This window comes from Pseudomonas sp. ICMP22404, assembly GCF_006227205.1.
GTDB lineage: Bacteria > Pseudomonadota > Gammaproteobacteria > Pseudomonadales > Pseudomonadaceae > Aquipseudomonas.
This window is the reverse complement of the sequence record NZ_VCNG01000004.1, coordinates 233,433-257,562: the sequence shown is the minus strand read 5'-3', so window position 1 is coordinate 257,562 and position 24,130 is coordinate 233,433. Positions and strand designations below refer to the sequence as shown.

Sequence of the window (24,130 nt, the reverse complement as noted above, 5' to 3'; positions counted from 1 at the left end):
CATTCTCCAGTGTTCGTTTAAGGCAGCGCGGCTTCGATCAGTTCGATCCAGTGCCGGACAGGGGTACGACCCGCACCGTTGAGGTGAGACTGACAGCCGATATTGGCGGTGACAATGACGTCGGGGTGCTCGCTTTCCAGCGCATTGAGCTTGTTGTCGCGCAGTTGCCTGGACAGTTCGGGTTGGGTCAGCGAATAAGTGCCCGCCGAGCCGCAGCACAGGTGGCTATCGGGAACGGCGGTCAGGTTGAAGCCAAGGTTTGTCAGGATTGCTTCGACCGCACCCCCGAGTTTCTGCGCGTGCTGCAGAGTGCAGGGGCAGTGGAACGCCAGGCGTTGGTCGCTGTTTACGCCGAGCTTATCCAGCGGCTCGTCGCGCAAGACTTCCACCAGGTCCTTGGCGAGGGCACTGACCCTTTTTGCTTTGTCGGCATACGCCGGGTCGGTGCGAAGCAGGTGGCCATACTCCTTGACGAAGGCACCGCAGCCGCTGGCAGTTTGCACGATGGCCTCGGCACCGCTTTCAATGCTCGGCCACCACGCGTCGATGTTGCGGCGGGCCCGCTCGAGGCCGGCGGCCTGAGCGTCCAGGTGATAGTCCACCGCACCGCAACATCCGGTCTCGCGGTTGGTGGTGACGCTGATCCCCAGTCGATCCAGTACGCGTGCGGCGGCCGCGTTGGTATTGGGCGACAGGCTCGGTTGCACGCAGCCCTCTAGCATGAGCACTTGCCGGGCATGACGAGTGGTCGGTCGCGGCTTTGCCGGATGCACGTTGCCAGGCAATTTGACTTGCAGCGTGTTTGGCAACAATGCGCGGAAAACCTGGCCACTGCTCAGCAGCCCTTTGAACAGCCCCGGATTGGGCAACACGCCGCGCAATCCCTGGCGCAGCAGGCGTTGGCCGAGAGGTCGCGGCACTGCCGCGTCGACCACCGCCCGGCCGATGTCCAGCAGGTTGTGATAGTCGACCCCCGAAGGGCAGGTGGTTTCGCAGTTGCGGCAAGATAGGCAGCGATCCAGGTGTTCCTGGGTCTTGCGGGTCACCTCGTTGCCTTCAAGCACCTGCTTGATCAGGTAGATGCGTCCCCTCGGGCCATCGAGTTCATCACCCAGCAGTTGATAGGTCGGGCAGGTGGCATTGCAGAAACCGCAGTGCACGCAACTGCGCAGGATACTTTCGGCTTCTTCGGCGCGGGGCAGTCGGCGGGCGTCCTCGCTCAAGGTTGTCTGCATGATTCAAAGCTCCGCGTACAAGCGACCGGGGTTGAAGATGCCCCGTGGATCGAGTTGTTGTTTCAAGTTGCGGTGGTAGCGCATCAGTGCGTCGGGCAGCGGTTGGAATGGGCTGTCGATCAAGCCGTGGCTGTAGCAGGTCACGTGCCCGCCGACCTCCTTCACGACAGAGCGAATCAAGGTCGCTTCGGCGTCGGATTTGAGCCAGCGCTGGGCGCCGCCCCAATCGATCAATTGAGTACCTGGCAAGGACAGTCGGGAGGTGTCATGGGGCAAGGACAGGCGCCAAAGGGGCAGATCCCCGTCGAAGAAACCCAACCGATGTTCGTTCAGGTCTTGCCAGTACGAAGAGTCCAGCCGCTCGCCACCCAGACGGTCATGGGCCGCCGCCACCGAGCCTTCGCCGCCTTCCAGGCGCAGGTGCAGAAATGCTCCGTCGTGGCAGGCCGCGCTGATCGGCAGTGGCTGCTGGCCCCATTCCGTGAGGCGAAGCAAGGCGCGCTCGGTGTCGATTTCAAGGCTGATGCTTAAGCACTGACGCGGTTTCGGAAGAACCTTGAGTGACACCTCGGTGATCACACCCAGTGCGCCAAAACTGCCGGCCATCAAACGCGAAAGGTCATAGCCCGCTACGTTCTTCATCACCTCGCCACCGAAGCGCAAATGTTTGCCGTGCCCGGTGATGACCCGTGTGCCAAGGACAAAGTCGCGCACGGATCCCGACCAAGGCCGCCGTGGGCCCGATAAGCCGCAAGCGATCATTCCGCCGACCGTGGCGTCGTTGCTGAAGGAGGGCGGTTCGCAGGGCAGCATCTGTTGCGCATCGTCCAATACGCTCACCAGTTCTGACAGCGGCGTACCGCAGCGGGCGGTGATCACCAACTCGGTCGGGTCATAGCTGACGATGCCACGGTGGGAGCGCGTGTCGAGCACTTCCCCCGCTGCGATTCTTCCAAGAAACGCCTTGCTGTTGGAACCCTGGATGCGCAGCGCAGTGGCAGTGTGCAACGCTTGATTGACCTGCTCCAGTAGCGCGTCACTGTCATCGATATCGTGTTCGCTGTGCATCAAAAGCGCTCCAGTTCGGGAAAGGGCATCTGGCCCATGTGAACGTGCATGGCGCCAAACTCGGCGCAGCGGTGCAGGGTGGGAATGTTCTTGCCGGGATTGAGCAAGCCGCTCGGATCAAACGCGGCTTTGACGGCATGGAACAGGGTCAACTCATCGCTGTTGAACTGCGCGCACATCTGATTGATTTTCTCGCGCCCCACCCCGTGTTCGCCGGTGATGCTGCCGCCGACTTTCACGCAGAGCTCGAGGATCTTGCCGCCCAAGGCTTCGGCGCGATCGAGCTCTCCCGGTTGATTGGCATCGAACAGGATCAGCGGATGCATGTTGCCGTCACCTGCGTGGAAAACGTTGGCCACTCGCAGGCCGTATTCGCCCGACAACTCGGCAATTGCGTGCAGAACGCCAGGCAATTCCCGGCGCGGGATCGTCCCATCCATGCAGTAATAATCCGGTGAGAGGCGGCCCACCGCCGGAAACGCATTCTTGCGCCCGGCCCAGAAACGCACCCGTTCGGCCTCATCCCGGGCCTGGCGCACTTCGGTGGCGCCGGCTTGCTCCAGGACCTGGCGCACGCGGTTGCAGTCATCATGAACGTCGGCTTCGACACCATCGAGCTCGCACAGCAGAATGGCTTCGGCGTCCACCGGGTAGCCGGCGTGGATGAAGTCTTCGGCGGCGCGGATGGCCAGGTTGTCCATCATTTCCAGGCCGCCCGGGATGATGCCTGCGGCAATGATGTCGCCCACTGCGCGGCCGGCTTTTTCCACCGAGTCGAACGCCGCCAGCAGCACTCTGGCGGTTTGCGGTTTGGGCAGCAGTTTGACCGTGACCTCAGTGATCACTCCGAGCATGCCTTCGGAACCGGTGAACAGCGCGAGCAAGTCAAAGCCCGGTGAGTCGAGCGCGTCCGATCCCAGGCTCAAGTGTTCACCGTCAACGGTGAGGATATCGACCTTGAGCAGGTTGTGGACGGTCAGGCCATACTTCAGGCAATGCACGCCACCGGCGTTTTCCGCCACGTTACCGCCGATGGAACAGGCGATCTGGGAGGAAGGGTCTGGCGCGTAGTACAAGCCAAACGGCGCGGCAGCCTGGGAGATCGCCAGGTTGCGTACCCCGGGCTGGACGCGTGCGGTCCGGGCGGCCGGGTCGATGTGCAAAATGTTGTTGAAGCGTGCCATCACCAGCAAGACGCCTTTTTCCAGCGGCAGGGCTCCGCCGGACAAACCCGTGCCCGCACCACGGGCGACGACTGGCACTTTGAGTTCATGGCAGAGCCGAAGCACTCTTTGAACCTGATCGATCTTGCGCGGTAACACCACCAACATGGGTGTAGTGCGATAAGCGGAGAGTCCATCGCATTCGTACGGTTTGAGTTCTTCGCGCTGATGCAGGATTTCCAGGTCGGGTAACTGGTTTCGCAGGGCTTGCAGCAGCGCGTTTTTGTCGACGTCAGGCAGGACGCCGTCGACGTGTTCATCGTAGAGAATGTTCATAGTCGTAGCGCGAGACTCAGTTGTTTTTATTAGAGGTCTGTTCTGATACAGCCGACTTGCATCATTGGTCTGGCGCGCTTTACTGTCTATCTGTTGTTAGGCTGGTCGAACCAGTTTTTTAATCCTGTGTTTTTTTATTTTTTGAAAAATAACTTTAAAAACATGATGTTGGCGTTATATCTCAACGGATTTGAGATTGGCGCTGAAGCTGGTCATACCAGTTGGAGAATCCATGGATAGCGCACAAGCGAGTCGTGGTTTGCAAGTCGCCGACGTAGTGTGTGAGCGCATCGAGCGCTTGATCGTCGACGGCGTGCTCAAGACCGGGCAACTGTTACCTTCGGAACGGCGGCTGACGGAAAAACTCGGCGTTTCCCGCACCGCCCTTCGAGAGGGGCTGAAATTGTTGCGCGCTCGCGGGATTATCAAGACCGAGCAAGGCAAGGGGTCGTTCGTGGCAGACTTGTCGGGGCACGGCTTGGCGTCACCGCTCATGTACCTGTTCAGCTCGCAGCCACGAACGCTCTATGATCTATTCGAGGTCCGCAGCCTGCTCGAGGGCGAGTCCGCGCGTTTGGCGGCCTTGCGTGGGACCGAGGCTGATTTCGTCCTCATCACCCGTAGCTACGAGGCGTTGCTCGATGCCCACAGGCGCTCGCTGGAGGCGAGTGAACATGCCCGGCTCGATCATGCATTTCACCTGGCAATCTGCGAGGCTTCGCATAATCCGGTGCTGGTGCAAACCTTGCGTTCGCTGACAGATTTGCTGCTCAACTCGGTGTTTACCTCGGTCAACAACCTCTATCACCGCGAACCGCAAAAGCGTCAGATCGACCGTCAACACGCGCGGCTCTACAACGCTGTCACCGGCCGCTTGCCCGAGCAAGCGCGAAAGGCCGCCATCGCTCACATCCAGAGCATCTGCGAGAACCTCAAGGAAATCGAAAGCGAAGAGCAACGCTTGGTTCGGGCGACGTTGCGACTTGAGGGGTGGGCATGAGGCCGTCGCGGGTCACCATCTGGGCCATGGGACAGCCTTCCCGGCGCCGTCTTCGCGAGCAAGCCCACCCCCACAGGTTTTTTCGGGGTGTCAGTTGTCGCGAATCGAGAAATTCGCCATGTGCTCCAACCCCTTGATCAACGCCGAGTGATCCCAGTTGCTGCCACCCAAGGCCGCGCAGGTGCTGAACACTTGCTGGGCGTTGGCGGTGTTGGGCAGGTTGATGTTCAGTTCCCTGGCGCCTTGCAGGGCCAGGTTCAGGTCTTTCTGGTGCAGGCTGATGCGGAAACCTGGGTCGAAGGTGCCCTTGATCATGCGTTCGCCATGCACTTCGAGGATCTTCGACGAAGCGAAACCGCCCATCAGCGCTTCACGGACCTTGGCCGGGTCGGCGCCGTTTTTCGAGGCGAACAGCAAGGCTTCGGCCACGGCCTGGATGTTCAGGGCGACTATGATCTGGTTCGCCACTTTGGCGGTCTGGCCATCGCCGTTGCCGCCCACCAGGGTGATGTTCTTGCCCATGGCCTGGAACAGCGGCAAGGCCCGCTCGAAGGCCGTGCCGTCGCCACCGACCATGATGCTCAGGGTCGCGGCCTTGGCACCGACTTCGCCGCCGGACACCGGCGCATCGAGGTACTGCGCAGCTTTTTCATTGATCTTCGCTGCGAAGGCCTTGGTGGCGGTGGGGGAGATCGAGCTCATGTCGATCACCACCTTGCCCGCGCCCACGCCCGCCGCCACGCCATCGGCGCGGAACAGCACGTCGTCGACCTGCGGGGTATCCGGGACCATGACGATGATGAACTCGGCTTCCTGGGCCACTTCCTTCGGGTTGGCCAACGCCACCGCGCCACCAGCCAGCAAATCGGCCGGGGCCGGGTCATGGTGTTGGGACAGGAACAGGCTGTGACCGGCCTTTTGCAGGTTCAGTGCCATGGGGTGGCCCATGATGCCGGTGCCGATGAATCCGATTTTAGCCATGGGAAAATCCTCTTGTTTTTATCGCTGTTTCAGCCAATGAGAGACTGCTTTTCTGTGGGAGCGAGCTTGCTCGCGATGACGGTTTTACATTCAACAAAGATGTTGGCTGGACTACCGCTATCGCGAGCAAGCTCGCTCCCACAAGGTTTTCAGCCAGCCCAATCCCTCTTCGGTGGTGGTCAGCGGCTTGTATTCGCAGCCGACCCAACCCGTGTAGCCGATGCGGTCCAGGTGTTCGAACAGGAAGCGATAGTTGATCTCGCCCGTGCCCGGCTCGTTGCGGCCCGGGTTGTCCGCCAGTTGCACGTGGTTGATCTCGCCCAGGTGCGCCGACAGGGTCCGGGCCAGGTCACCTTCCATGATTTGCATGTGGTAGATGTCGTATTGCAGCAACAGGTTGGCGCTGCCCACCTGCTCGCGGATCGACAGGGCCTGGGCGGTGTTGTTCAGGTAGAAGCCGGGGATGTCGCGAGTGTTGATGGCTTCCATCACCAGCTTGATGCCCTTGGCCTGCAGCTTCTCGGCGGCGTATTTCAGGTTGGCAACGAAGGTCTTTTCCACCAGGGTTTCAGCGCAGTTCTGCGGGCGAATTCCCGACAAGCAGTTGACCTGGGTGTTGCCCAACACCTGGGCGTAGGCAATCGCCAGGTCGACGCCGGCGCGGAATTCCTCGACCCGGTCTGGAAGGCAGGCGATACCGCGCTCGCCCTTGGCCCAGTCGCCGGCCGGCAGGTTGAACAGCACCTGGGTCAGGCCGTTGGCGTCGAGCAAGGCCTTGAGTTCGGTAGAGCTGTAGTCATAGGGGAACAGGTATTCGACGCCACTGAAACCGGCCTTGGCGGCGGCTTCGAAACGGGCGAGGAAATCCTGCTCGGTGAACAGCATGGACAGGTTGGCGGCGAAACGCGGCATGGTGGTCTCCTGTAAATAGTTGGCAGGCCCCTCTGTGGGAGCAAGTTCGCTCCCACAGAGACTCCAATTGGTCAGTCGAGCAACAAAGTCGCTGTCGGTGCATCGTTGCCCACCAGCGCCAGGTCTTCGAATTCGTTGACCGCGTTGATCTCGGTGCCCATGGAAATATTGGTCACCCGCTCCAGTATGATCTCAACGATCACCGGCACCTTGAACGCCTTGATCATTTCTTCGGCTCGACGCAGCGCCGGCGCGATCTGGCCCGGTTCGAACACCCGCAGCGCCTTGCACCCCAGGCCTTCGGCCACGGCAATGTGGTCCACGCCATAGCCGTTGAGTTCGGGGGCGTTGAGATTGTCGAAGGACAGCTGCACGCAGTAGTCCATGTCGAACCCGCGCTGGGCCTGGCGGATCAACCCGAGGTAGGAATTGTTCACCACGACATGGATATAGGGCAGCTTGAACTGCGCCCCCACCGCCAGCTCCTCGATCATGAACTGGAAGTCGTAGTCACCCGAGAGCGCCACGACCTTGCGGCTCGGATCGGCCTTGACCACCCCTAGCGCGGCCGGAATGGTCCAGCCCAACGGGCCGGCCTGGCCGCAGTTGATCCAGTGACGTGGCTTGTAGACGTGGAGGAACTGCGCCCCGGCAATCTGCGACAGGCCGATGGTGCTGACGTAGCAGGTGTCCTTACTGAACACCTGGTTCATCTCTTCGTACACCCGTTGCGGCTTGACCGGCACGTTATCGAAGTGGGTCTTGCGTTGCAGGCTGGCTTTGCGCTGTTGGCAGTCTTGCAACCAGGCATCGCGGTTTTTCAGCTTGCCGGCGGCTTGCCATTCACGGGCCACTTCGATGAACACCGTCAGAGCCGAGGCAGCGTCGGAAACGATGCCCAGGTCCGGGGTGAACACCCGGCCGATCTGGGTCGGCTCGATGTCCACGTGAATGAACGTGCGGCCTTCGGTGTAGACGTCCACCGAACCGGTGTGACGGTTGGCCCAGCGGTTGCCGATACCCAGCACCACGTCCGACTTCAGCATCGTGGCGTTGCCGTAGCGGTGCGAGGTTTGCAGACCGACCATGCCGACCATCAACGGGTGATCATCCGGGATCGTGCCCCAGCCCATCAAGGTCGGGATGACGGGAATGCCGGTCAGCTCGGCGAACTCCACCAGCAACTCGCTGGCGTCGGCATTGATGATGCCGCCGCCGGCGACCAGCAGCGGGCGCTCGGCCTGATTGAGCATCGCCAGGGCTTTCTCGATCTGCACGCGGTTGGCCGCGGGTTTGGCCAATGGCAATGGCTGGTAGGCGTCGATGTCGAATTCGATTTCGGCCACTTGCACGTCAAACGGCAGGTCGATCAGCACGGGGCCAGGGCGCCCGGAGCGCATCTCAAAGAAGGCTTTTTGAAATGCGTACGGCACCTGACCTGGTTCCATGACGGTCGTCGCCCATTTAGTTACTGGTTTGACAATGGCGGTGATGTCGACGGCCTGGAAGTCTTCCTTGTGCAGTCGGGCGCGGGGGGCTTGCCCGGTGATGCACAGGATCGGGATCGAATCGGCCGACGCACTGTAGAGGCCGGTGACCATGTCGGTGCCGGCCGGGCCGGAGGTGCCGATGCACACGCCAATGTTGCCAGCCTTGGCGCGGGTGTAGCCCTCAGCCATGTGCGAGGCGCCTTCAACGTGGCGAGCGAGGACGTGATCGATGCCACCGTTTTTCTGCAAGGCGGAGTACAGCGGGTTGATCGCGGCACCCGGGATGCCGAAGGCGGTGTCCACGCCTTCACGGCGCATCACCAAAACGGCTGCATCTATTGCTCTTATTTTTGCCATGATGTAGTCCTAGGGCCGAACCCATATCTTTTGTAGAGGTCCGCAGTTTGGATTAGCTTTTTAAGGCACTGAACCCCCAAATAATGCTTTCTGTCGATATAAAAGGTATCGAATGGCGCGTTACACAGAACTCCATACTTTCATTCAGATTGCTCAAAAGGGCAGCTTTGCAGCCGCAGCGCTCAGTGAGGGGGTGACGCCTGCCATGCTGGGACGCAGGCTGGATTCACTCGAGAAGCGCTTGGGTGTGAAGCTGGTGCATCGATCTACTCGCGGGCTTCGCCTGACCGAACTGGGTGAACAGTTGCTTGAGCGGGCGAGGTCGTTGATACGGGAATTCGATGACCTAGAGGCAGACATCAGCAGCAGCGCGAAGCGGGTTACCGGTAACCTGCTTGTGTCTGCACCTGCTGGGTTCGGACGAATGCACGTCGCGCCGCACGCGTTGGCTTTTCGTAGGCTATTCCCCCACCTGAAGTTGTCTTTCAATCTCACTGACAGCCTGGTGGATTTGGTAGGAGAGGGTTATGACATGAGCATTCGGATCGGTCCGGTGACTGATCCAAACTATGTCGCCATCAAGTTGTTTTCCAATCGGCGGGTCGTGTGCGGGACGCCTACGTACTTCGAAGCACATGGAACGCCGACAACACTAGAGCAGTTGGCTGAACACAACTGTCTGGCGTTTACCTCCCAAGGGGGGCAGCAGCGGGGATGGACCTTTCAGCAGGAGGGCAGGCCCGTGGCCGTGCGCGTCGGCGGGAATCTAGCCTGCAACGACGGCGAACTGTTGTTTGCATGGATGCGCCAAGGCGTCGGAATTGGCTGGCGATCGACGTGGGAAATTCGCAAGGAACTCCTTAGCGGGGAGCTTGTGACGGTACTCGATGAATTCGCCCTTCCTGATTACGACATCCAGGCCGTATATCCGCAGCAGCGCTACCTACCTGCCAAGGTTCGACATTTTATTGATTTTTTAAAGGCTGTTTATCAGCAGCCTGGCTATTGGTAGCGGGTTTGGTTGCCAAACGTGCCTATCTAGTCAGGGAAATCTGTACTGATAGCTTTTTATGATCAGATTCAATCTGCAATAAGAATTTGACGTTATCGGTGCCGAGAGCAACGATTGCTCTAAGCGATGAGCACGCTCCACACGATGTCAGAGGGAACCTGGATCAACCGTTCAAAAAGATAAAAAGGAAGGACGGGCATTCAGAGTTGTGTGCACTAAGCCGAGTATCCCTACAACAAAAAAAGTGGCGTATAGCCGACCGTAATATTTGAATCTGTCTATTACGTGAGTTACACGCATACAATTTCGAAGGAGAAAGGAAATGGCAGTTAGTTTAGAGGCTGAAAGCGTGGCGAGTGTCAAAAGCGCACCGATCAAGCTGTCAGGAAACATGGGTGCGCTCAGTTTGGCCATGACGGTTCTGGCATTTTCGGCGCCTTTGACGACAGTGGCAGGGTATATTCCTGTTTCCTTGATGTTCGGTGGAATCGCATCACCGCTGTTATTTATTATCGTCGGTATCATGATGTTGTTGTTCGGTACCGGCTACGTGACGTTGAACAACGCAGTCAAGCGCCCTGGTGATTTCTACGCTTTCATCAGCTATGGCTTGGGAAAATCGGCAGGCCTGGGCTCCGGTATTGCCGCCGCCTTGTCCTATTTCATGCTTCTGGCAGGCGTGACCTCCTACTTCGGCGTTTCCTGTTCCGAGCTGCAAAAAAGCCTTATGGGCACTGCTTTGCCTTGGTACGTGTTTACCTTGGGCTGCTGGGCTGCGGTGGGCATCCTGGGATACTTGCACGTCGAGTTGTCGGCGAAAGTGCTGTTCTGGGTCATGTTGACCGAAATCGTCATCTGCCTTGCTTTCGCTTTTGGTGTACTGCACGCGGGTGGCAATGGAGAGCTCGCGGCCAGCGCTCCGTTCACGCCAGGTGAGGCGACGAAGGAGGGCATCAACATTCCCTTCGCAATGTTGTTTGCGGTGTCCTTTTTCATGGGATTTGAAGCCACGGCGCTGTTTCGCGATGAATGCAAGAATCCGGATGTCACGATTCCTAGAGCCACCTACGGCTCGATCATCTTCATCGGGATCCTCTATACGCTATGTGCATACGCGATGATCATGGCCTACGGACACACAGTGCAGGCTGTGGCAACCGACAGTCCTGCCACCATGTTTCCCAATGCCTTTGGTCTTTTCGTCGATAACCGGCTCCAGACAATCATCACTATTTTGGTGCTGAGTTCGGCGTTTGCTGCAAGCCTCTCCACGCACAACGTCCTGTCGCGTTACCTGTTCAACCTGGGAACAGACGGTGCTATCCCACGCTTTTTCAGTCACATTCACACTCGGCACTCGTCCCCGTTTGCGGCGTCCATGGCGGTCTCGCTGATGGTACTGGTCATTCTGATTCCATTCATTGTCATGAATGTACGGCCAGAGTTTCTGTATGGGCAGCTTTCGGGATTAGGGACCTCGGGTATCATCATTCTGATGACCATCGTCAACTTGTCGGCACTGACCTGGTACGTGCGGCGCGGCAAGCAAGAGGGTGCAAGTTTCTTCAAGGCATTCTTGGCGCCGGCAATCTCCACTGTGTTTTTTGTCGCCCTGGTCGGTCTAGTGACGTACCACTTCGACTTGCTGGTTGGCGGCGAGCCGGGCGAGCGGCGCTGGATGTTGTATTGCCTGGTCGCGGTTCTGCTTGCCGGTATGGCACTGGCTCAGTTCTACAAGTTCAACCGTCCAGAAGTGTTCGCACGATTGGGTCGCGCTCATCATAGCTAGGGGGCAGAAAACGCTGAAAGCTGAAATAAGAAACGGGGCCAAGGCCCCGTTTTTATTGTCCGCCATCAGATGCGCCAGTAATCGGCAGCGACTTTCTGCGCGAGCTGGGCGACGATACGGTTCAGCGGCATATCAGGGCGCTCGATGAAGCTTGCGGTAAATGACATGACCGGCATTTCGTGCGGCGTGTTGATGATTTCGAGTTTGCCACTGGCAAGCTCATCGATGACGACGTGCTGGGGAATGGCTGCGATGCCAATGCCGTCGAGGGTCATGCGCACGATGGATGAGAGCGAGGAATTGGCGAAAATCTTTACTCGATGCAGATTCTCCCGTTCAAACATGTCCTTGAGTTGCCAATAAGGCCGGGTGGCGCGCGCATACGTGATGATCGGGAACTCTGCCAGTTCCGCCAGGCTGGGGTGCTGGGTACCAATATCAAGTTCTGTCGACTTGATCCAGGTGAGGGGGTATTGGCACAGCGGCAGGTTTTCTGCGTTGCCGATGTTCACCGGGCCCATCAACAGCGCAACATCCAGGCTGAAGTCTGCCAGGCCGGCAGCCATGTTGGTCGTGCTGTCGACCACCACTTCCAGGGTTATTTCCGGATACTCGCGGTTCAAATGCTTGAGCAGGTCGGAAAGCCAAGCGTGCACGATGGTGTCAGAGGCACCCAAGCTCACGGTACCTCGAAGCCCTCCATGGCCGGCCACTGCCTCGATCATTTCGCTTTCAAGCGCAAACATCCTTTCTGCGTAAGTCAGCAATTCCCGACCTTGGGGCGTGAGAAAGCAGCCGCGTTTATCTCGCTCCAGGAGGCGACATTTCAAATGACGCTCAAGCTGCGCGATACGCGCTGACACAGCTGGCTGGGAGGTGTGGAGCTTCTCCGCCGCCTTGTGAAATCCTCCTTGTTGAGCGACCGCATAAAACGTCTGAAGGCTTCTCAAATCGATCATTCAGTGTCTCTCTATCGATGGTTATCAGCGTTTATCCCGCCAGGTTTCGTTCTACACAGATTGTCGCAGCTAACTGATGGCGAGCCCTTTCCAAAGCCTTCCGCGCAGAATACGGCACGATTCGATAAGCGGACGTTATCTGAAGCAATCCAGAATCACAATTGGACGTTATCAGTGCTGCGCGCGACGATGCATTCACAAGATATGCTTCCCGCCGAGTGCAGAGGCACTCGTCGAGAGCCAGGTGTAGGCCAAAGCTCTATTTGCTACTTACAACAAAATCCGAAAGCAAAGTTTCGAATGAGGAGAAGTGGAATGTTCTCGCAGCATTTACCCCGTGAACGGTTGCTCGAGGCCTACCGGGCCATGCAGACCATCCGCGTTTTCGAAGAGCGCATCATGGTCGAGATGGGCACCGGTGATATCCCCGGGAACACTCACCTGTACGCCGGCCAGGAAGCAAGTGCAGTGGGTGTGTGCATGCACTTGTCCGACGAGGACTATATTTCCTCCACCCACCGTGGTCACGGGCACTGCATTGCAAAAGGCTGTGACATCGTCGGCATGATGGCGGAAATCTTTGGAAAGGCCACAGGCACTTGTGGCGGCAAAGGCGGTTCGCAGCATATTGCCGATTTGCGCAAGGGTATGCTTGGCGCCAACGGCATTGTTGCGGGTGGTGCGCCCATTACTTGTGGCGCGGCGCTGACTGCCAAGCTGACGGGCACCGATCATGTAGCAATCGCATTCGCCGGTGACGGTGCAATGAACGAAGGTGCCATGGCCGAAAGCCTGAACCTGGCGAAGATCTGGATGCTGCCAATGGTGTTCGTCATTGAAGACAATGGTTTTGGCGAAGCGACCGCCAATGAGTTCGTGTCGGCAGGCACTTTTACCGGTCGTGCTGCTGGCTACGGTATCCCCGCCGTAGAAGTGGATGGCACTGATCTGTTCAAGGTTTTCGACGCTGCCGGTGAGGCGATTGAGCGCGCTCGTAATGGCGGCGGCCCGAGCCTGCTGCATGTTCACGTTCCTCGCTACTACGGCCATTACAGTGGCGATCCGGACAGCTACCGCACACCTGAAGAAAAGAAAGCCATGCGCCTTGAACAGGACTGTCTGGTCAACTTCCGTGCAGCGGTTGAGTCGCAGTCGCTCCACGACGCGTTGAAGGCCATCGATGAGGAGATCGAGCAAGCGGTGAATGAGGCGGTTTCTGCTGCCCGGGCCGCGCCGCTGCCTCCGCTTTCGGCACTCACCTCCGACGTCTACGTCAAGTACATGTAAGGAACATCGTAATGGCTAAAATTTCTTATCGTCAGGCGCTCAACGATGCCCTCCACTTGGAAATGGCGCGTGATCCGAAAGTGATCATGATGGGCGAGGACCTGACTGGCGGTGCCGGCGCCAACGGTGTCAAGGATGCCTGGGGCGGACCTTTTGGTGTGACACGCGGACTGCTTGGCGCGTTCGGCCCGGAGCGCGTGCGCGACACGCCGATAAGTGAAACCGCCTTTGTCGGTGCGGCCGCGGGTGCTGCGTTGACAGGCATGCGTCCCATCGCCGAGCTGATGTTTGTGGACTTTGCAGGGGTTTGCCTCGATCAAATCGTCAACCAGATCGCCAAGTTTCGATATATGTTCGGAGGCCATGCACGTACGCCGCTGGTGATTCGGGCAACCTTTGGTGCCGGCACCCGTTCGGCGGCTCAACACACACAAGCCTTTTATCCGGTGTTCACCCACTTCCCGGGCTTGAAAGTGGTCATTCCATCGAATCCTTACGACGCCAAAGGCCTATTGCTGCAAGCGATCCGTGATGATGACCCGGTCATTTTCCTGGAAAACAAGATGCTCTATGACATGGTCGGTGAAGTGCCGGATGGCGCTTATACCGTACCGTTTGGCGAGGCCCGGGTCGTACGCGACGGCAGTGACGTGCTGCTGATTGCCTTCGGCAGGATGGTCAGTGTGGCTGAAGAAGCTGCTCGCAAGCTCGCTTCCGAGGGTGTGTCCGCTTGCGTTATCGACCCGCGTACCACCTCGCCGCTTGATGAAGACACCTTGCTGGAATTCACCGAGCAGATCGGTCGGGTTGTCATCGTTGACGAGGCTAACCCGCGCTGCGGCATGGCGGCGGATATCTCGGCGCTGCTAGCCGACAAGTGTTTCCACGCGCTCAAGGCGCCTATCAAGATGGTAACGGCTCCTCACGCCCCGGTTCCGTATGCGCCGAACCTGGAAGACGCCTACGTGCCGAACGCCGACGCTGTGATCAAAGCGGTCAAATCCATCATTTAGAGGTTGGATCTATGTCTATCGAAGCAATCACCATTCCCAAGTGGGGAATGACCATGACCGAAGGGTTGCTGGCCGAGTGGATGGTAGCGGTCGGTGATCGGATCGAGCGCGGCCAGGAAATCATGGAGGTCGAGTCCACCAAGACGACCAACGCAGTGGAATCTCCCGTCAGCGGCATCCTGCGCAGGATTGTCGTGCCCGAGGGGGATACCGCTCCGGTCGGTGCACTGGTGGCCGTGGTCGCGGATGCCAGCGCCTCTGAAGAAGACATTGATGCTTTCATTGCTCAATTTGCCAGTTCGGCCAAGCAGGATGATGGCGAAGCATCCGGTGCAGTTGCACCCAAGAAAATCGATGTCGGTGACCAGGCAGTCATCAATGCATTGGCCATCGGGCCGGAAAGCGACAGTACGATTATTTTGTTGCATGGCTTTGGTGGCGATCTGTCTACTTGGATGTTCAACCAGGATGCGTTTGCCAAGGATTTCCGTGTGGTAGCGCTGGATCTTCCAGGTCATGGCGCCTCTACGCCCATCAGTGAGGGGAATGTGCTGGTTGCCTTGGTTGACGCGGTTGAGAAAGCCGTCGATAGCCTGGCTGTCGGGAAGCTTCACCTGGTGGCACATTCCTTCGGGGGAGCTGTTGCCGCTGCCCTGGCAGAGCGCAAGGGCGAAGCTGTCGCGTCGATCAGCCTCGTGGCGCCTATCGGCCTGAGTGGGGACATGAACAAGGCGTTCCTCGATGATTTCGTTGCCGCCGAACGCCGCCGACCTTTGAAGGATGTATTGGAGAGGCTGTTCGCTGACCCGTCGAAGATCAGCAATGACATGGTCGAGGCGACCTTGCAGTTCAAGCGGCTGGAAGGTGTTCCCCAGGCCCTCGGTGCCATCAAGGACTTGATTGCCAACGAGCAAGGGCAAGTACAGTCGATTACGCAAGCCTTGCGTACGTTCAAAGGCCCGGTGCAACTCATCTGGGGCGAGAGCGATCAGGTCGTGCCCGTACCGACGCAATCGGAAGTTCCGCAAAACGTCGCGCTTGATACGCTGCCGGGTGTTGGCCATATGCCTCAGATGGAGTCGACCACAGAGGTTAACCGTCTGGTTCTGGAAAACATTGCAAAAGCAAAGTAAGGCTCACCTCTGAGCGGGCGCCTGGACATTAACGGGCGCCTTCAGGAACTTTAAATACAACTTTCGAATAGGCAAATAAAATGGCCAATCGTTTGAAGGGAAAGTGCGTCCTTTTGACAGGTGGAGTCGCCAACATCGGGTTGGCAATTCTGGACTCTTTTGTTGCTGAAGGCGCCACAGTTGCAATCGTTGATATTGACGATAAGCGCGGCCTGGACGTGCAAAAACGCTATCCGAAGTCGGTGAAATTTTTCCGTGCGGACTTGTCCCGGGAGAGCGAAATCCGTGAAGTAGTGGAAGCGGCCGCAGGTTGGCTTGGTGGCATCAACACCTTGTGCCTGAACGCGGGAATTCAGCTCTCCGGTAACGTTGAAGATTTTGCGGTGGAAGCCTGGGATAAAGTCTTTTCTATTAATGTACGGGCAAACTTTTTATTCATAAAAGAATCGTTGGCTTATTTGCGTGAAGCCAAGAAGTCGTCAGTAGTGCTTATGTCGTCGTTAGCAGGTAAACGCGGCGGCCCGGGCCTGAGCTGCTATTCGGCATCGAAGGCGGCAATCATCGGCCTCACCAATTCCTTGGCCATTGAACTGGCCAAGGACGGTGTGCGGGTCAATGCGGTATGCCCAGGATGGATCGATACCCCGTTTAACCAGCCGATCATTGATTTCATGGGTGGTAAGGGCAAACAGGACTCGGTCGTTCAAGCCAACATTCCGCTGGGTCGTCAGGCGACGCCGGAGGAGGTGGCGCCACTGTTTGTATATCTGGCATCCGACGAATCCTCTTATGTCACCGCACAGGCAATCAACGTGTGCGGCGGCGCTTACAACTGATGTGAGGTAAGTGATCATGGCTAAAAGACTTACGCATGAGGCCGCACTCCTCGGTTTGGCTGCCGGTGTACGCAAAGCGAAAGAACTCAATCAACGCTCGACGCTTTCCATCGTCGACGACGGTGGTCACCTGGTCGCATCGATCCGTGTGGACGATGCTGCATTTGGCACCATCGAAATTGCCCACAACAAAGCCTACACCGCCGCCGCATTCCGGCAGTCCACCGCAGCCTGGATGGACGCGGTGCAACCAGGCGCTGCCCTGTACGGGCTTGAACGCTCGTGTGCCCGTCCGTTCGTAGTGTTCGGCGGTGGTTTTCCAGTCTTTGACGGTGACTTAGTCATAGGCGGGGTGGGCGTTTCCGGCGGCCCTGTCGAGGCTGATGAAGCGATTGCGAACGCCATCGTCTCGACACTACAAAAACAATAAATTTGCGTACCTTGATACTGCCGAGCAGGTGAGTCGATGGAACCGATTAAAACGATGCAAGCGAAGTCTGCGCAAGAAGTGCGACAGATGATCCGTGACGGACTGCTACGCGCTCCAACCAGTGGTTACGCTGACGGGTACATGCAGGCGAACCTGATGATCCTGCCGGCTGAATATGCAGCGGACTTCAAGGGCTTTTGCGACAAGAATCCAAAAAGCTGCCCGCTGGTGGCCATGGGTAGCCCGGGCGATCCTTCATTACCTTTGGCGGGCAGCATCGACATCAGAACCGATGTGGCGCGCTACCGCGTGTACCGGCAGGGTGTCCATGTCGATACGGTGGACAACCTGTTGGGTATCTGGAGAGACGACTTCGTCATCTTCGCGCTCGGTTGTTCCTTCTCGTTCGAAAACGCGATCCTGAATGCCGGCATCGAGATCAGGCACATTTCGGCCGGGCGCAACGTGCCCATGTACAAAACGAACTTGCCCACGGTGCAGAACGGTCCGTTCAAAGGAAACATGGTTGTTTCCATGCGGGCCTTCAGCCCCAGCGACCTGGTTCAGGCGATCGTGCTGTCAGAGCGTTTTCCGCTGGCGCACGGCGCTCCAGTACACATCGGCAACCCTGAAGAAATCGGCATCAAGGACGTCTACACCCCTGACTTCGGCGACGCGCCGGTGATTCGCGAAGGCGACATTCTCGGTTTCTGGGCGTGCGGCGTTACCCCGCAAATGGCTATCGAGCAGGCCAACGTGGACATCGCTATTACCCACGAGCCGGGTTACATGTTGGTAACCGATCTGCCAGCCGACGCCAATGAATTATCGGTGGCCTGATACACAGGCGCCCGGATCAATCGAAGTCGAGAGTCAAGGAGGTTGAATGTCCGAGCATGTCGTAAGGGTGGAATGGTGCGCCGCGCCGCATGCCACCAAACCAGAAACATACAGTCGCGACCTGGTGGTGCATGTCAGTCCTGACGTGAAGATCCCGGCCTCGGCGGCTGTGGAATATCTGGGGGCTGCCGAGAAGGCCGATCCCGAGCAACTGTTGGTCAGTGCGCTAGCCAGTTGCCATATGTTGTATTTCCTGGCGCTTGCCGAAGGGCAGGGTTATGCGGTCAGTACGTACACCGATAACGCAGTGGGTGTGGTCAGCAAACGCGATGAAGGCGGCTTCTGGGTATCAGAAATCACTCTTAATCCACAGGTCGAGTTCAGTTCTGAAAAACGACCGGATGCCCAAGCGCTTGAGCGCCTGCATCACCGTGCACACAAGGGATGTTTCATTGCCAACTCGATCAAGACCAAGGTTTCGGTTCGAGTTGGTTGAAGTCGACAACCACTCACAATCCAAAGAGGTGACACATGAGTAATAAACTGGTTGTAGTTGCAACAGTGACCGCCCAGCCGGGTAAAGAAACCGAGCTCAAGGCGGCATTGCAGACGTTGGTACCGGTCGCCAAGACCGAGCAGGGATTTGTGCAATATGACCTGCATGTTTCCAACGACAATCCTAGCGAATTTCTGTTCTACGAAATCTGGGATGATGAGGCGGCGTTGCAACTGCACTCGAGCAGTGATTTCTCGAAGGCCTTCGGTGAAAAGTATGGCCAGTTGATCAAAGCGTCGACCCTGACCAAATTCACGCGTGTTTCGTAAGTTGTAGCGACTGGATGCCCGCGTTCTACGACTAACGTTGAGACAGAATCAATATGGCTAGTATCGACCTCAACAGCGACCTCGGTGAAAGCTTTGGCCCGTGGCCGATGGGTGACGACTCAGCAATGCTGGATCTGGTCTCCAGTGCCAACATCGCCTGCGGATTTCACGCTGGAGACCCCGCAGGCATCTTGTCTGTTATCGAGCAGGCAGTGCGTCGCGGCGTGGTCATTGGCGCTCATGTGGGCTACCGCGATCTCGTCGGCTTCGGTCGTCGGGCAATGGAGCCATCCAGCGCCGAGCTGATTGGGGATGTGATCTACCAGATTGGCGCGCTTCAAGGCCTGGCCAAGGCCGCGGGCACTTCCATTCATTACGTAAAACCCCATGGCGCGCTGTACAACACGATCGCCAACGACGCCCGGCAGGCGTCGGATGTGATCGCAGCGATCAAGGCGGTCGATCCCGACCTGACATTGCTGGCCCTGGCAGGTGCCCCGATTGTTCAACAGGCACGCCAGGCAGGGCTTCGCGTAGTGTGCGAGGCATTTGCCGACCGGGCTTATAACGCTGACGGTTCGTTGGTGAACCGGCGCCTTGCAGGTGCTTTGATTCATGATCCCGAGCTCATTGCCAAACGCATGTTGCGGCTCGTCAATGAACGTGTCATCGAATCGATTGAAGGTTTGGAAATCCCCATTGAGGCTGACTCGATCTGCGTCCACGGTGATAACGCGACGTCTGTAGCGACCGCCCGCGCATTGAAAGAAGCACTGGTCGCCAATGACGTCCAGATCGCCAGCTTTATCCTCGGAGTGAATGGAGGTGGCCGTGAATGATTCCTTGCTGTTCCGGCGCGCAGGAAGCAATGGGCTGCTGATTGAACTGCCAGACCTGGATGCCACCGTTGCGTTATTCGAGGCCATCGCAGGCGCAGCGTTCGCCGGTGTGGAGGAGGTCATCCCGGGCGCCCGGACGTTGTTGATTCAATTCAACGCCCTGGTGGTGAGCCATGACGAACTGGTCAGACTGATTGGCGGCCTGGAATCGGGCCGGCGCGCGCAGTCTGCAGGGCAGTTGATCGAGATCCCGGTTGTCTACGATGGCGAGGACCTGGCGTTCGTGGCGGCCCATCTCGGCTGGTCGGTTGAACAACTGATCAGTCGCCATCGCGCAGCCACGTTTACTGTTGCATTTACCGGGTTCGCGCCGGGTTTTGCTTATATGACCTGCGATGATCCGCAGCTGAATGTACCGCGCAGGGAAAGTCCCCGAGTACGCATTCCTGCCGGCTCGGTCGCGATAGCGGGGTCGTTCTGTGGCGTTTACCCCACGGACAGCCCCGGTGGATGGCAACTGCTTGGCAGTACGCCCTCAACGATGTGGGATTTGACTCGCGAGCGTGCCGCGCTGCTGGCGCCGGGTGACCGGGTTCGCTTTCGTGAAATCAGTCAGAGCGGCAGCGTTCCTGCAAAGGCGTCGGTGCAGTCTTCTCCCGTGCAACAGGTTTCAGGATCTGCCGGTTTGCGGGTCATTTCCACCGACCGGCCGGCATTGTTTCAAGACGCCGGGCGCCACGGCTGCAGCAATCAGGGCGTCTCCGGATCGGGCGCCGCCGACCAGGCTGCCTTGCGCGCCGCGAATGAGTTACTGGGCAATCCGCTTGACTGGGCGGCGGTCGAAATCACCTATGGCGGATTCGCACTGGAGGCTGGCGAGCCTGTGACCTGCGCGGTGACAGGGGCGGGCGTGCCCGTTCGTATAGAGTCGGCACAAGGGCACATCATTGAGGTGCCTACCGGGGTCGCGTTTGCGCTTGATGCCGGTGACATCTTGAAGATGGGCGTTCCGATGTCAGGCGTGCGCAGTTACCTGGCCATACGTGGCGGGCTTGAAGTGGAGAAAGTGTTGGGGTCGGCGTCCACCGACACGTTGGCGAAATTGGGACCAGCTCCACTCAAGGCGGGCGATGTCCTATTGCCGGCCCACAAGGCCTGTGCCTCGGTTCACCCATTTTCGCTGGCCGGCCCGCCGCTGCCTCGCGGCAGCGACCTCATTACCCTCGACGTGGTGATGGGACCGCGCACCGACTGGTTTACTGCGCAGTCCGTTTTGGCCTTCTTCAGCCAGTCCTGGACGGCAACCTCCGAATCAAGCCGCGTGGGTGTGCGCCTGCAGGGCGCCCAGGCGCTGGTACGTGCCCGGCAGGATGAACTGCCTTCCGAAGGAACCTGTGTCGGGTCCATCCAGGTGCCAGCCAGTGGCCAACCCGTGTTGTTCCTCGCCGATCACCCGCTTACAGGCGGCTATCCGGTGATCGCCGTGGTGGCTTCGCATCATCTGGATCTGGCTGCGCAGGTCCCTATTGGCTGCAAGATCCGCTTTAACCCAATAGTGGACTTCTCGGTTAACGGTAAGGAAAAAGAATAATGAAAAAGTTGTTGATCGCTAACCGTGGTGAAATCGCCATTCGTATCATGCGTGCCGCGCGTGATTATGGCATCGAGTCGGTGGCCATCTATTCCGATGTCGATGCCGAGTCGCTGCACGTCCAGCTCGCACAAGAGGCCTATGGCCTCGGTCCGGGCAAGCCTGCGGACACCTACCTCAATATTTCGAAAATCATCGACGTCGCCAAGCGCGCCGGTGCTGATGCCGTTCACCCAGGGTATGGCTTTCTTTCCGAGCGCGCCGAGTTTGCCCAGGCTGTGATCGATGCGGGGCTGATATGGGTCGGGCCTACGCCTGCGGTGATCAAGGCGTTGGGCGACAAGGTCGAAGCCCGACGCATTGCTCAGGCAGTCGGTGCACCCTTGGTCAAAGGGACGCCAGGTCCATTGGCGAATGCCGCCGAGGCTGTAGCGTTCGCCAGGGAGGCGGGTTTGCCTTTGGCGATCAAAGCCGCGTTTGGCGGTGGCGGTCGCGGAATGAAAGTCGCGTACAAGCTGGAGGAGGTGGGTGACCTGTTCACCTCGGCAGTGCGTGAAGCCATTGAGGCATTCGGTCGCGGCGAATGCTACGCCGAGCAGTTCCTTGAACGACCACGGCATATCGAAGCGCAGGTTATCGCCGACCAGCACGGCAACACCGTGGTCCTGGGGACACGCGATTGTTCGCTGCAGCGCCGCAACCAGAAACTGGTGGAAGAGGCGCCCGCTCCTTTTATCACCGCTGACCAGAGTCGCCGGATTCATGAGGCGGCCCAGGCGATCTGTACCCATGCAGGCTACACCGGGGCCGGCACGGTCGAGTTCCTGCTGTCGCAGAACGGCACGATTTCGTTTTTGGAAGTGAACACCCGGTTGCAGGTGGAACACCCTGTCACCGAAGAAACCACCGGCGTGGACATCGTTGTTGAGCAGCTACGCATCGCGGATGGCTTGCCGTTGTCGATTACCGAGGCACCGCAACTGCGTGGCCACGCGCTTGAGTTTCGTATCAACGCTGAAGATCCGGGTCGGGGGTTCCTGCCGACGCCGGGGCGAATCGATGTGTTCCGTGCTCCATCAGGGCCCGGTGTGCGCATCGAATCCGGGGTGGAGGCGGGCTCTGTCATTCCAGGCCTTTACGACTCGATGATGGCGAAACTGATTGTCACAGGCGCCACCCGTGAGCAAGCGATCACTCGCGCACGCCGTGCGCTGAAGGAATTCACTATCGAGGGCGTGGCGTCAGTGCTGCCATTCCACCGGGCGGTATTGGAAGAAGCCTGTTTCAACGGCGATGCCGAGTTCGGTGTTTACACCAACTGGATTGAAACCGAGTTCAAGGGTGTACCCACAAATACGCGCATTGAGCCCGTGGACTCCGGCTTGCACCGCTGTTTCATCGAGATCGATGGCAAGCGCCATGAACTGGGGATTCCACTGTCATTGTTCAACGGCGCCTCTGTTTCCGCGTCGTCGAATACTGCGCCTGCCTCCAGCAGCGAAGGCGGTGTCACTGCGCCGATTCCAGGCACCTTGCAACAGTGGCTGGTTAAAGACGGTGAGCCCATTAAAAAGGGTGATGGGGTTGCACTGATTGAAGCGATGAAAATGGAAACGTTGGTTGTCGCAGCGTGTGATGGCGTGATTACGCAGAAAGTGTCGGCGGGAACGATGGTTTCAATCGGCCAGCTTCTGGCGGAAATCGTTCTCCCTTGAGAGATAAGCAGCCATGTGTGGTTTTGCTCTGCAGTTGCTGTTGAGGTTCCGAGAAGTACTTAGATAAAAATCTTGTTAACGGCCAATGTAGGCCGGAGGGAGTGTTGATCGTGAAAAAATACAATGTAGCACTTATCGGCACCGGATTTATGGGGAAAGCGCACTCTATCGCGACCGCTGTGGTTCCGATTCTGTTTGGTGCACCTGTAGAGATCGAGCGCAAAATTATCGTCGACATCGATGAAGAGCTGGCCCGTGATGCTGCAAAGCAATATGGGTTTGCGGAATACACCACCGATTGGCGCGATGTGATCAATCGCCCCGATGTCGATATCGTCGATATCTGTACGCCTAACGACACTCACGCTGAAATCGCCATTGCCGCCGCATTGGCCGGCAAGCATGTCATGTGCGAAAAACCGATGGCCATGACCGTCGCTGACGCCGAGAAAATGCAAGCGGCTGCGCAGAAGACCGGCGTGGTGACCATGGTTTCCTATAACTATCGTCATACTCCGGCCATCCAGATGGCCAAGAAACTGATTGATGAAGGCCGCATCGGCAAGATCCTCAGCTTCCGCGGCTACTACCTCCAGGATTGGGGTGCAGATCCATCAACGCCGCTGTCGTGGCGCTTCAACAAGGCGAAAGCGGGTTCGGGCACTCTTGGCGATATCGGTACCCATGTGATCGACGCAGCACGCTTGCTGGTGGGGGAATTCGCCTCTGTAAACTCCATCGTGAAGACCTTCATTGCCGAGCGTCCATTGCCGGCAGGTCGTTTCTTTGGTCCGGCCGGTCAAGCGTCCTCCGAGAAGGGCCAGGTGGATGTCGATGACGCCGCGCTGACCATGATCCATTTCACCAATGGGGTCTATGGCACCATCGAAGTGACCCGCAATGCCTGGGGCCATCACAACCAACTGGGCTTCGAGATTCATGGCACCAAGGGCTCGATCGCATTCGATTACCAGCGCTTGAATGAACTGCGCGTGGCTTTCGCTGATGATCCGGCTGACACCTTCGGCTTCCGGACGATCTACTCGGGTCCGCATCAGCCGTTTGGCGACAAGCTGTGGCCGGTGGCCGGCATGGGCCAGGGCTACATCGATGTGAAATCCATCGAGTGGTACAACTTCCTCAAGGCCATTGCGGAAAACGCGCCTGCATCGCCTAACTTCGACGATGGTTTGCAGATCGAACGCATTGCTGAAGCGATCTTGAACTCGGGCGTGAGTGGCAACTGGGAAGAGATCGAACAACCGGCTGTGTAAAGCTGCTCCGAAAATGGGTGTGAGTGTTCACACCCATTTTCAAAC

The 24,130-nt window shown here is 58.2% G+C and carries 22 protein-coding genes; 15 read left to right on the top strand and 7 right to left on the bottom strand.

The genetic code is table 11. The features are described from left to right. Positions 1-17: 17 nt before the first annotated feature. The 3 genes from glcF to glcD are packed head-to-tail and all read right to left on the bottom strand — an operon-like array spanning position 18 to position 3,802. A complete protein-coding gene (gene glcF / locus FGE05_RS09325; RefSeq protein ID WP_139644229.1) occupies positions 18-1,235 on the bottom strand; it encodes a glycolate oxidase subunit GlcF in 1,218 nt (405 codons plus the stop codon). A 3-nt stretch (positions 1,236-1,238) separates the two neighbouring features. Then, entirely contained in the window at positions 1,239-2,303 is a 1,065-nt protein-coding gene (glcE, locus tag FGE05_RS09320; protein WP_139644226.1) for a glycolate oxidase subunit GlcE, read from the bottom strand. Beyond that, a complete protein-coding gene (gene glcD / locus FGE05_RS09315) occupies positions 2,303-3,802 on the bottom strand; it encodes a glycolate oxidase subunit GlcD (RefSeq protein WP_139644223.1) in 1,500 nt (499 codons plus the stop codon). The genes glcE and glcD overlap by 1 nt, the downstream gene beginning before the upstream one ends. Before the next feature lie 232 nt (positions 3,803-4,034). On the opposite strand from glcD, the gene glcC reads away from it, so the two are divergent. Beyond that, positions 4,035-4,802, top strand: coding sequence for a transcriptional regulator GlcC (gene glcC, locus FGE05_RS09310; RefSeq protein ID WP_139644220.1), 768 nt, complete (start codon positions 4,035-4,037; stop codon positions 4,800-4,802). Positions 4,803-4,892: 90 nt separating this feature from the next. Here the strand turns inward: glcC and FGE05_RS09305 are convergent, their stop codons facing one another. The 3 genes from FGE05_RS09305 to gcl form a co-directional block, all read right to left on the bottom strand. Continuing rightward, entirely contained in the window at positions 4,893-5,783 is an 891-nt protein-coding gene (locus tag FGE05_RS09305) for a 2-hydroxy-3-oxopropionate reductase (protein ID WP_139644217.1), read from the bottom strand. Between the two features lie 117 nt (positions 5,784-5,900). After that, a complete protein-coding gene (hyi, locus tag FGE05_RS09300; protein WP_139644215.1) occupies positions 5,901-6,695 on the bottom strand; it encodes a hydroxypyruvate isomerase in 795 nt (264 codons plus the stop codon). Positions 6,696-6,766: 71 nt separating this feature from the next. Continuing rightward, positions 6,767-8,542 (bottom strand): glyoxylate carboligase, encoded by a 1,776-nt coding sequence (gene gcl / locus FGE05_RS09295; protein ID WP_139644210.1) that lies wholly within the window; start codon positions 8,540-8,542, stop codon positions 6,767-6,769. A gap of 112 nt (positions 8,543-8,654) precedes the next feature. On the opposite strand from gcl, the gene FGE05_RS09290 reads away from it, so the two are divergent. Both FGE05_RS09290 and FGE05_RS09285 read left to right on the top strand, forming a co-directional pair. Further along, a complete protein-coding gene (locus FGE05_RS09290; protein ID WP_139644207.1) occupies positions 8,655-9,554 on the top strand; it encodes a LysR family transcriptional regulator in 900 nt (299 codons plus the stop codon). Between the two features lie 322 nt (positions 9,555-9,876). Then, a complete protein-coding gene (locus FGE05_RS09285) occupies positions 9,877-11,343 on the top strand; it encodes an APC family permease (RefSeq protein WP_139644204.1) in 1,467 nt (488 codons plus the stop codon). 65 nt (positions 11,344-11,408) lie between these two features. Here FGE05_RS09285 and FGE05_RS09280 read toward each other — a convergent pair whose 3' ends face one another. Further along, positions 11,409-12,302 (bottom strand): LysR family transcriptional regulator, encoded by an 894-nt coding sequence (locus FGE05_RS09280; protein WP_139644202.1) that lies wholly within the window; start codon positions 12,300-12,302, stop codon positions 11,409-11,411. 315 nt (positions 12,303-12,617) lie between these two features. Between FGE05_RS09280 and FGE05_RS09275 the strand changes: the two genes are divergently transcribed. The 12 genes from FGE05_RS09275 (at position 12,618) to FGE05_RS09220 (ending at position 24,085) form a co-directional block, all read left to right on the top strand. Further along, a complete protein-coding gene (locus FGE05_RS09275) occupies positions 12,618-13,589 on the top strand; it encodes a thiamine pyrophosphate-dependent dehydrogenase E1 component subunit alpha (RefSeq protein ID WP_139644199.1) in 972 nt (323 codons plus the stop codon). Positions 13,590-13,600: 11 nt separating this feature from the next. Continuing rightward, positions 13,601-14,602: an alpha-ketoacid dehydrogenase subunit beta gene (locus FGE05_RS09270; RefSeq protein ID WP_139644197.1), complete on the top strand. Its 1,002-nt coding sequence runs from the start codon at positions 13,601-13,603 to the stop codon at positions 14,600-14,602. 11 nt (positions 14,603-14,613) lie between these two features. Then, the gene (locus FGE05_RS09265; protein WP_139644194.1) at positions 14,614-15,735 is read left to right on the top strand and encodes an acetoin dehydrogenase dihydrolipoyllysine-residue acetyltransferase subunit; all 1,122 of its coding nucleotides are present in this window, start codon (positions 14,614-14,616) and stop codon (positions 15,733-15,735) included. Positions 15,736-15,815: 80 nt separating this feature from the next. Continuing rightward, positions 15,816-16,571, top strand: a complete 756-nt coding sequence (locus FGE05_RS09260) for an SDR family NAD(P)-dependent oxidoreductase (RefSeq protein ID WP_139644191.1) — start codon at positions 15,816-15,818, stop codon at positions 16,569-16,571. A gap of 16 nt (positions 16,572-16,587) precedes the next feature. Then, a complete protein-coding gene (locus FGE05_RS09255) occupies positions 16,588-17,001 on the top strand; it encodes a heme-binding protein (protein ID WP_139644188.1) in 414 nt (137 codons plus the stop codon). A gap of 36 nt (positions 17,002-17,037) precedes the next feature. Beyond that, positions 17,038-17,841: a putative hydro-lyase gene (locus FGE05_RS09250; protein ID WP_139644185.1), complete on the top strand. Its 804-nt coding sequence runs from the start codon at positions 17,038-17,040 to the stop codon at positions 17,839-17,841. Between the two features lie 46 nt (positions 17,842-17,887). Next, positions 17,888-18,337 (top strand): OsmC family protein, encoded by a 450-nt coding sequence (locus FGE05_RS09245; RefSeq protein WP_139644183.1) that lies wholly within the window; start codon positions 17,888-17,890, stop codon positions 18,335-18,337. A 35-nt stretch (positions 18,338-18,372) separates the two neighbouring features. Next, on the top strand, positions 18,373-18,666 hold the full coding sequence (locus FGE05_RS09240) for a putative quinol monooxygenase (protein WP_139644180.1): 294 nt from the start codon (positions 18,373-18,375) through the stop codon (positions 18,664-18,666). 53 nt (positions 18,667-18,719) lie between these two features. After that, positions 18,720-19,505, top strand: a complete 786-nt coding sequence (locus FGE05_RS09235) for a LamB/YcsF family protein (RefSeq protein ID WP_139644176.1) — start codon at positions 18,720-18,722, stop codon at positions 19,503-19,505. Beyond that, positions 19,498-21,096 carry an urea amidolyase family protein gene (locus tag FGE05_RS09230; RefSeq protein WP_257225620.1) on the top strand — a complete coding sequence of 533 codons (1,599 nt, stop codon included), beginning with the start codon at positions 19,498-19,500 and terminating at the stop codon, positions 21,094-21,096. The genes FGE05_RS09235 and FGE05_RS09230 overlap by 8 nt, the downstream gene beginning before the upstream one ends. After that, complete coding sequence (locus FGE05_RS09225) at positions 21,096-22,811, top strand: biotin carboxylase N-terminal domain-containing protein (RefSeq protein WP_139644171.1); 1,716 nt, start codon at positions 21,096-21,098, stop codon at positions 22,809-22,811. The genes FGE05_RS09230 and FGE05_RS09225 overlap by 1 nt, the downstream gene beginning before the upstream one ends. Positions 22,812-22,921: 110 nt before the next feature. Continuing rightward, positions 22,922-24,085, top strand: coding sequence for a Gfo/Idh/MocA family protein (locus FGE05_RS09220; RefSeq protein ID WP_139644694.1), 1,164 nt, complete (start codon positions 22,922-22,924; stop codon positions 24,083-24,085). Positions 24,086-24,130 lie beyond the last annotated feature (45 nt).

Bases quoted from the DNA above. Each gene is read 5' to 3' on its own strand.
- glcF (WP_139644229.1), bottom strand. From the start codon at position 1,235: ATGCAGACAACCTTGAGCGAGGACGCCCGCCGACTGCCCCGCGCCGAA.
- glcE (WP_139644226.1), bottom strand. From the start codon at position 2,303: ATGCACAGCGAACACGATATCGATGACAGTGACGCGCTACTGGAGCAG.
- glcD (WP_139644223.1), bottom strand. From the start codon at position 3,802: ATGAACATTCTCTACGATGAACACGTCGACGGCGTCCTGCCTGACGTC.
- glcC (WP_139644220.1), top strand. From the start codon at position 4,035: ATGGATAGCGCACAAGCGAGTCGTGGTTTGCAAGTCGCCGACGTAGTG.
- FGE05_RS09305 (WP_139644217.1), bottom strand. From the start codon at position 5,783: ATGGCTAAAATCGGATTCATCGGCACCGGCATCATGGGCCACCCCATG.
- hyi (WP_139644215.1), bottom strand. From the start codon at position 6,695: ATGCCGCGTTTCGCCGCCAACCTGTCCATGCTGTTCACCGAGCAGGAT.
- gcl (WP_139644210.1), bottom strand. From the start codon at position 8,542: ATGGCAAAAATAAGAGCAATAGATGCAGCCGTTTTGGTGATGCGCCGT.
- FGE05_RS09290 (WP_139644207.1), top strand. From the start codon at position 8,655: ATGGCGCGTTACACAGAACTCCATACTTTCATTCAGATTGCTCAAAAG.
- FGE05_RS09285 (WP_139644204.1), top strand. From the start codon at position 9,877: ATGGCAGTTAGTTTAGAGGCTGAAAGCGTGGCGAGTGTCAAAAGCGCA.
- FGE05_RS09280 (WP_139644202.1), bottom strand. From the start codon at position 12,302: ATGATCGATTTGAGAAGCCTTCAGACGTTTTATGCGGTCGCTCAACAA.
- FGE05_RS09275 (WP_139644199.1), top strand. From the start codon at position 12,618: ATGTTCTCGCAGCATTTACCCCGTGAACGGTTGCTCGAGGCCTACCGG.
- FGE05_RS09270 (WP_139644197.1), top strand. From the start codon at position 13,601: ATGGCTAAAATTTCTTATCGTCAGGCGCTCAACGATGCCCTCCACTTG.
- FGE05_RS09265 (WP_139644194.1), top strand. From the start codon at position 14,614: ATGTCTATCGAAGCAATCACCATTCCCAAGTGGGGAATGACCATGACC.
- FGE05_RS09260 (WP_139644191.1), top strand. From the start codon at position 15,816: ATGGCCAATCGTTTGAAGGGAAAGTGCGTCCTTTTGACAGGTGGAGTC.
- FGE05_RS09255 (WP_139644188.1), top strand. From the start codon at position 16,588: ATGGCTAAAAGACTTACGCATGAGGCCGCACTCCTCGGTTTGGCTGCC.
- FGE05_RS09250 (WP_139644185.1), top strand. From the start codon at position 17,038: ATGGAACCGATTAAAACGATGCAAGCGAAGTCTGCGCAAGAAGTGCGA.
- FGE05_RS09245 (WP_139644183.1), top strand. From the start codon at position 17,888: ATGTCCGAGCATGTCGTAAGGGTGGAATGGTGCGCCGCGCCGCATGCC.
- FGE05_RS09240 (WP_139644180.1), top strand. From the start codon at position 18,373: ATGAGTAATAAACTGGTTGTAGTTGCAACAGTGACCGCCCAGCCGGGT.
- FGE05_RS09235 (WP_139644176.1), top strand. From the start codon at position 18,720: ATGGCTAGTATCGACCTCAACAGCGACCTCGGTGAAAGCTTTGGCCCG.
- FGE05_RS09225 (WP_139644171.1), top strand. From the start codon at position 21,096: ATGAAAAAGTTGTTGATCGCTAACCGTGGTGAAATCGCCATTCGTATC.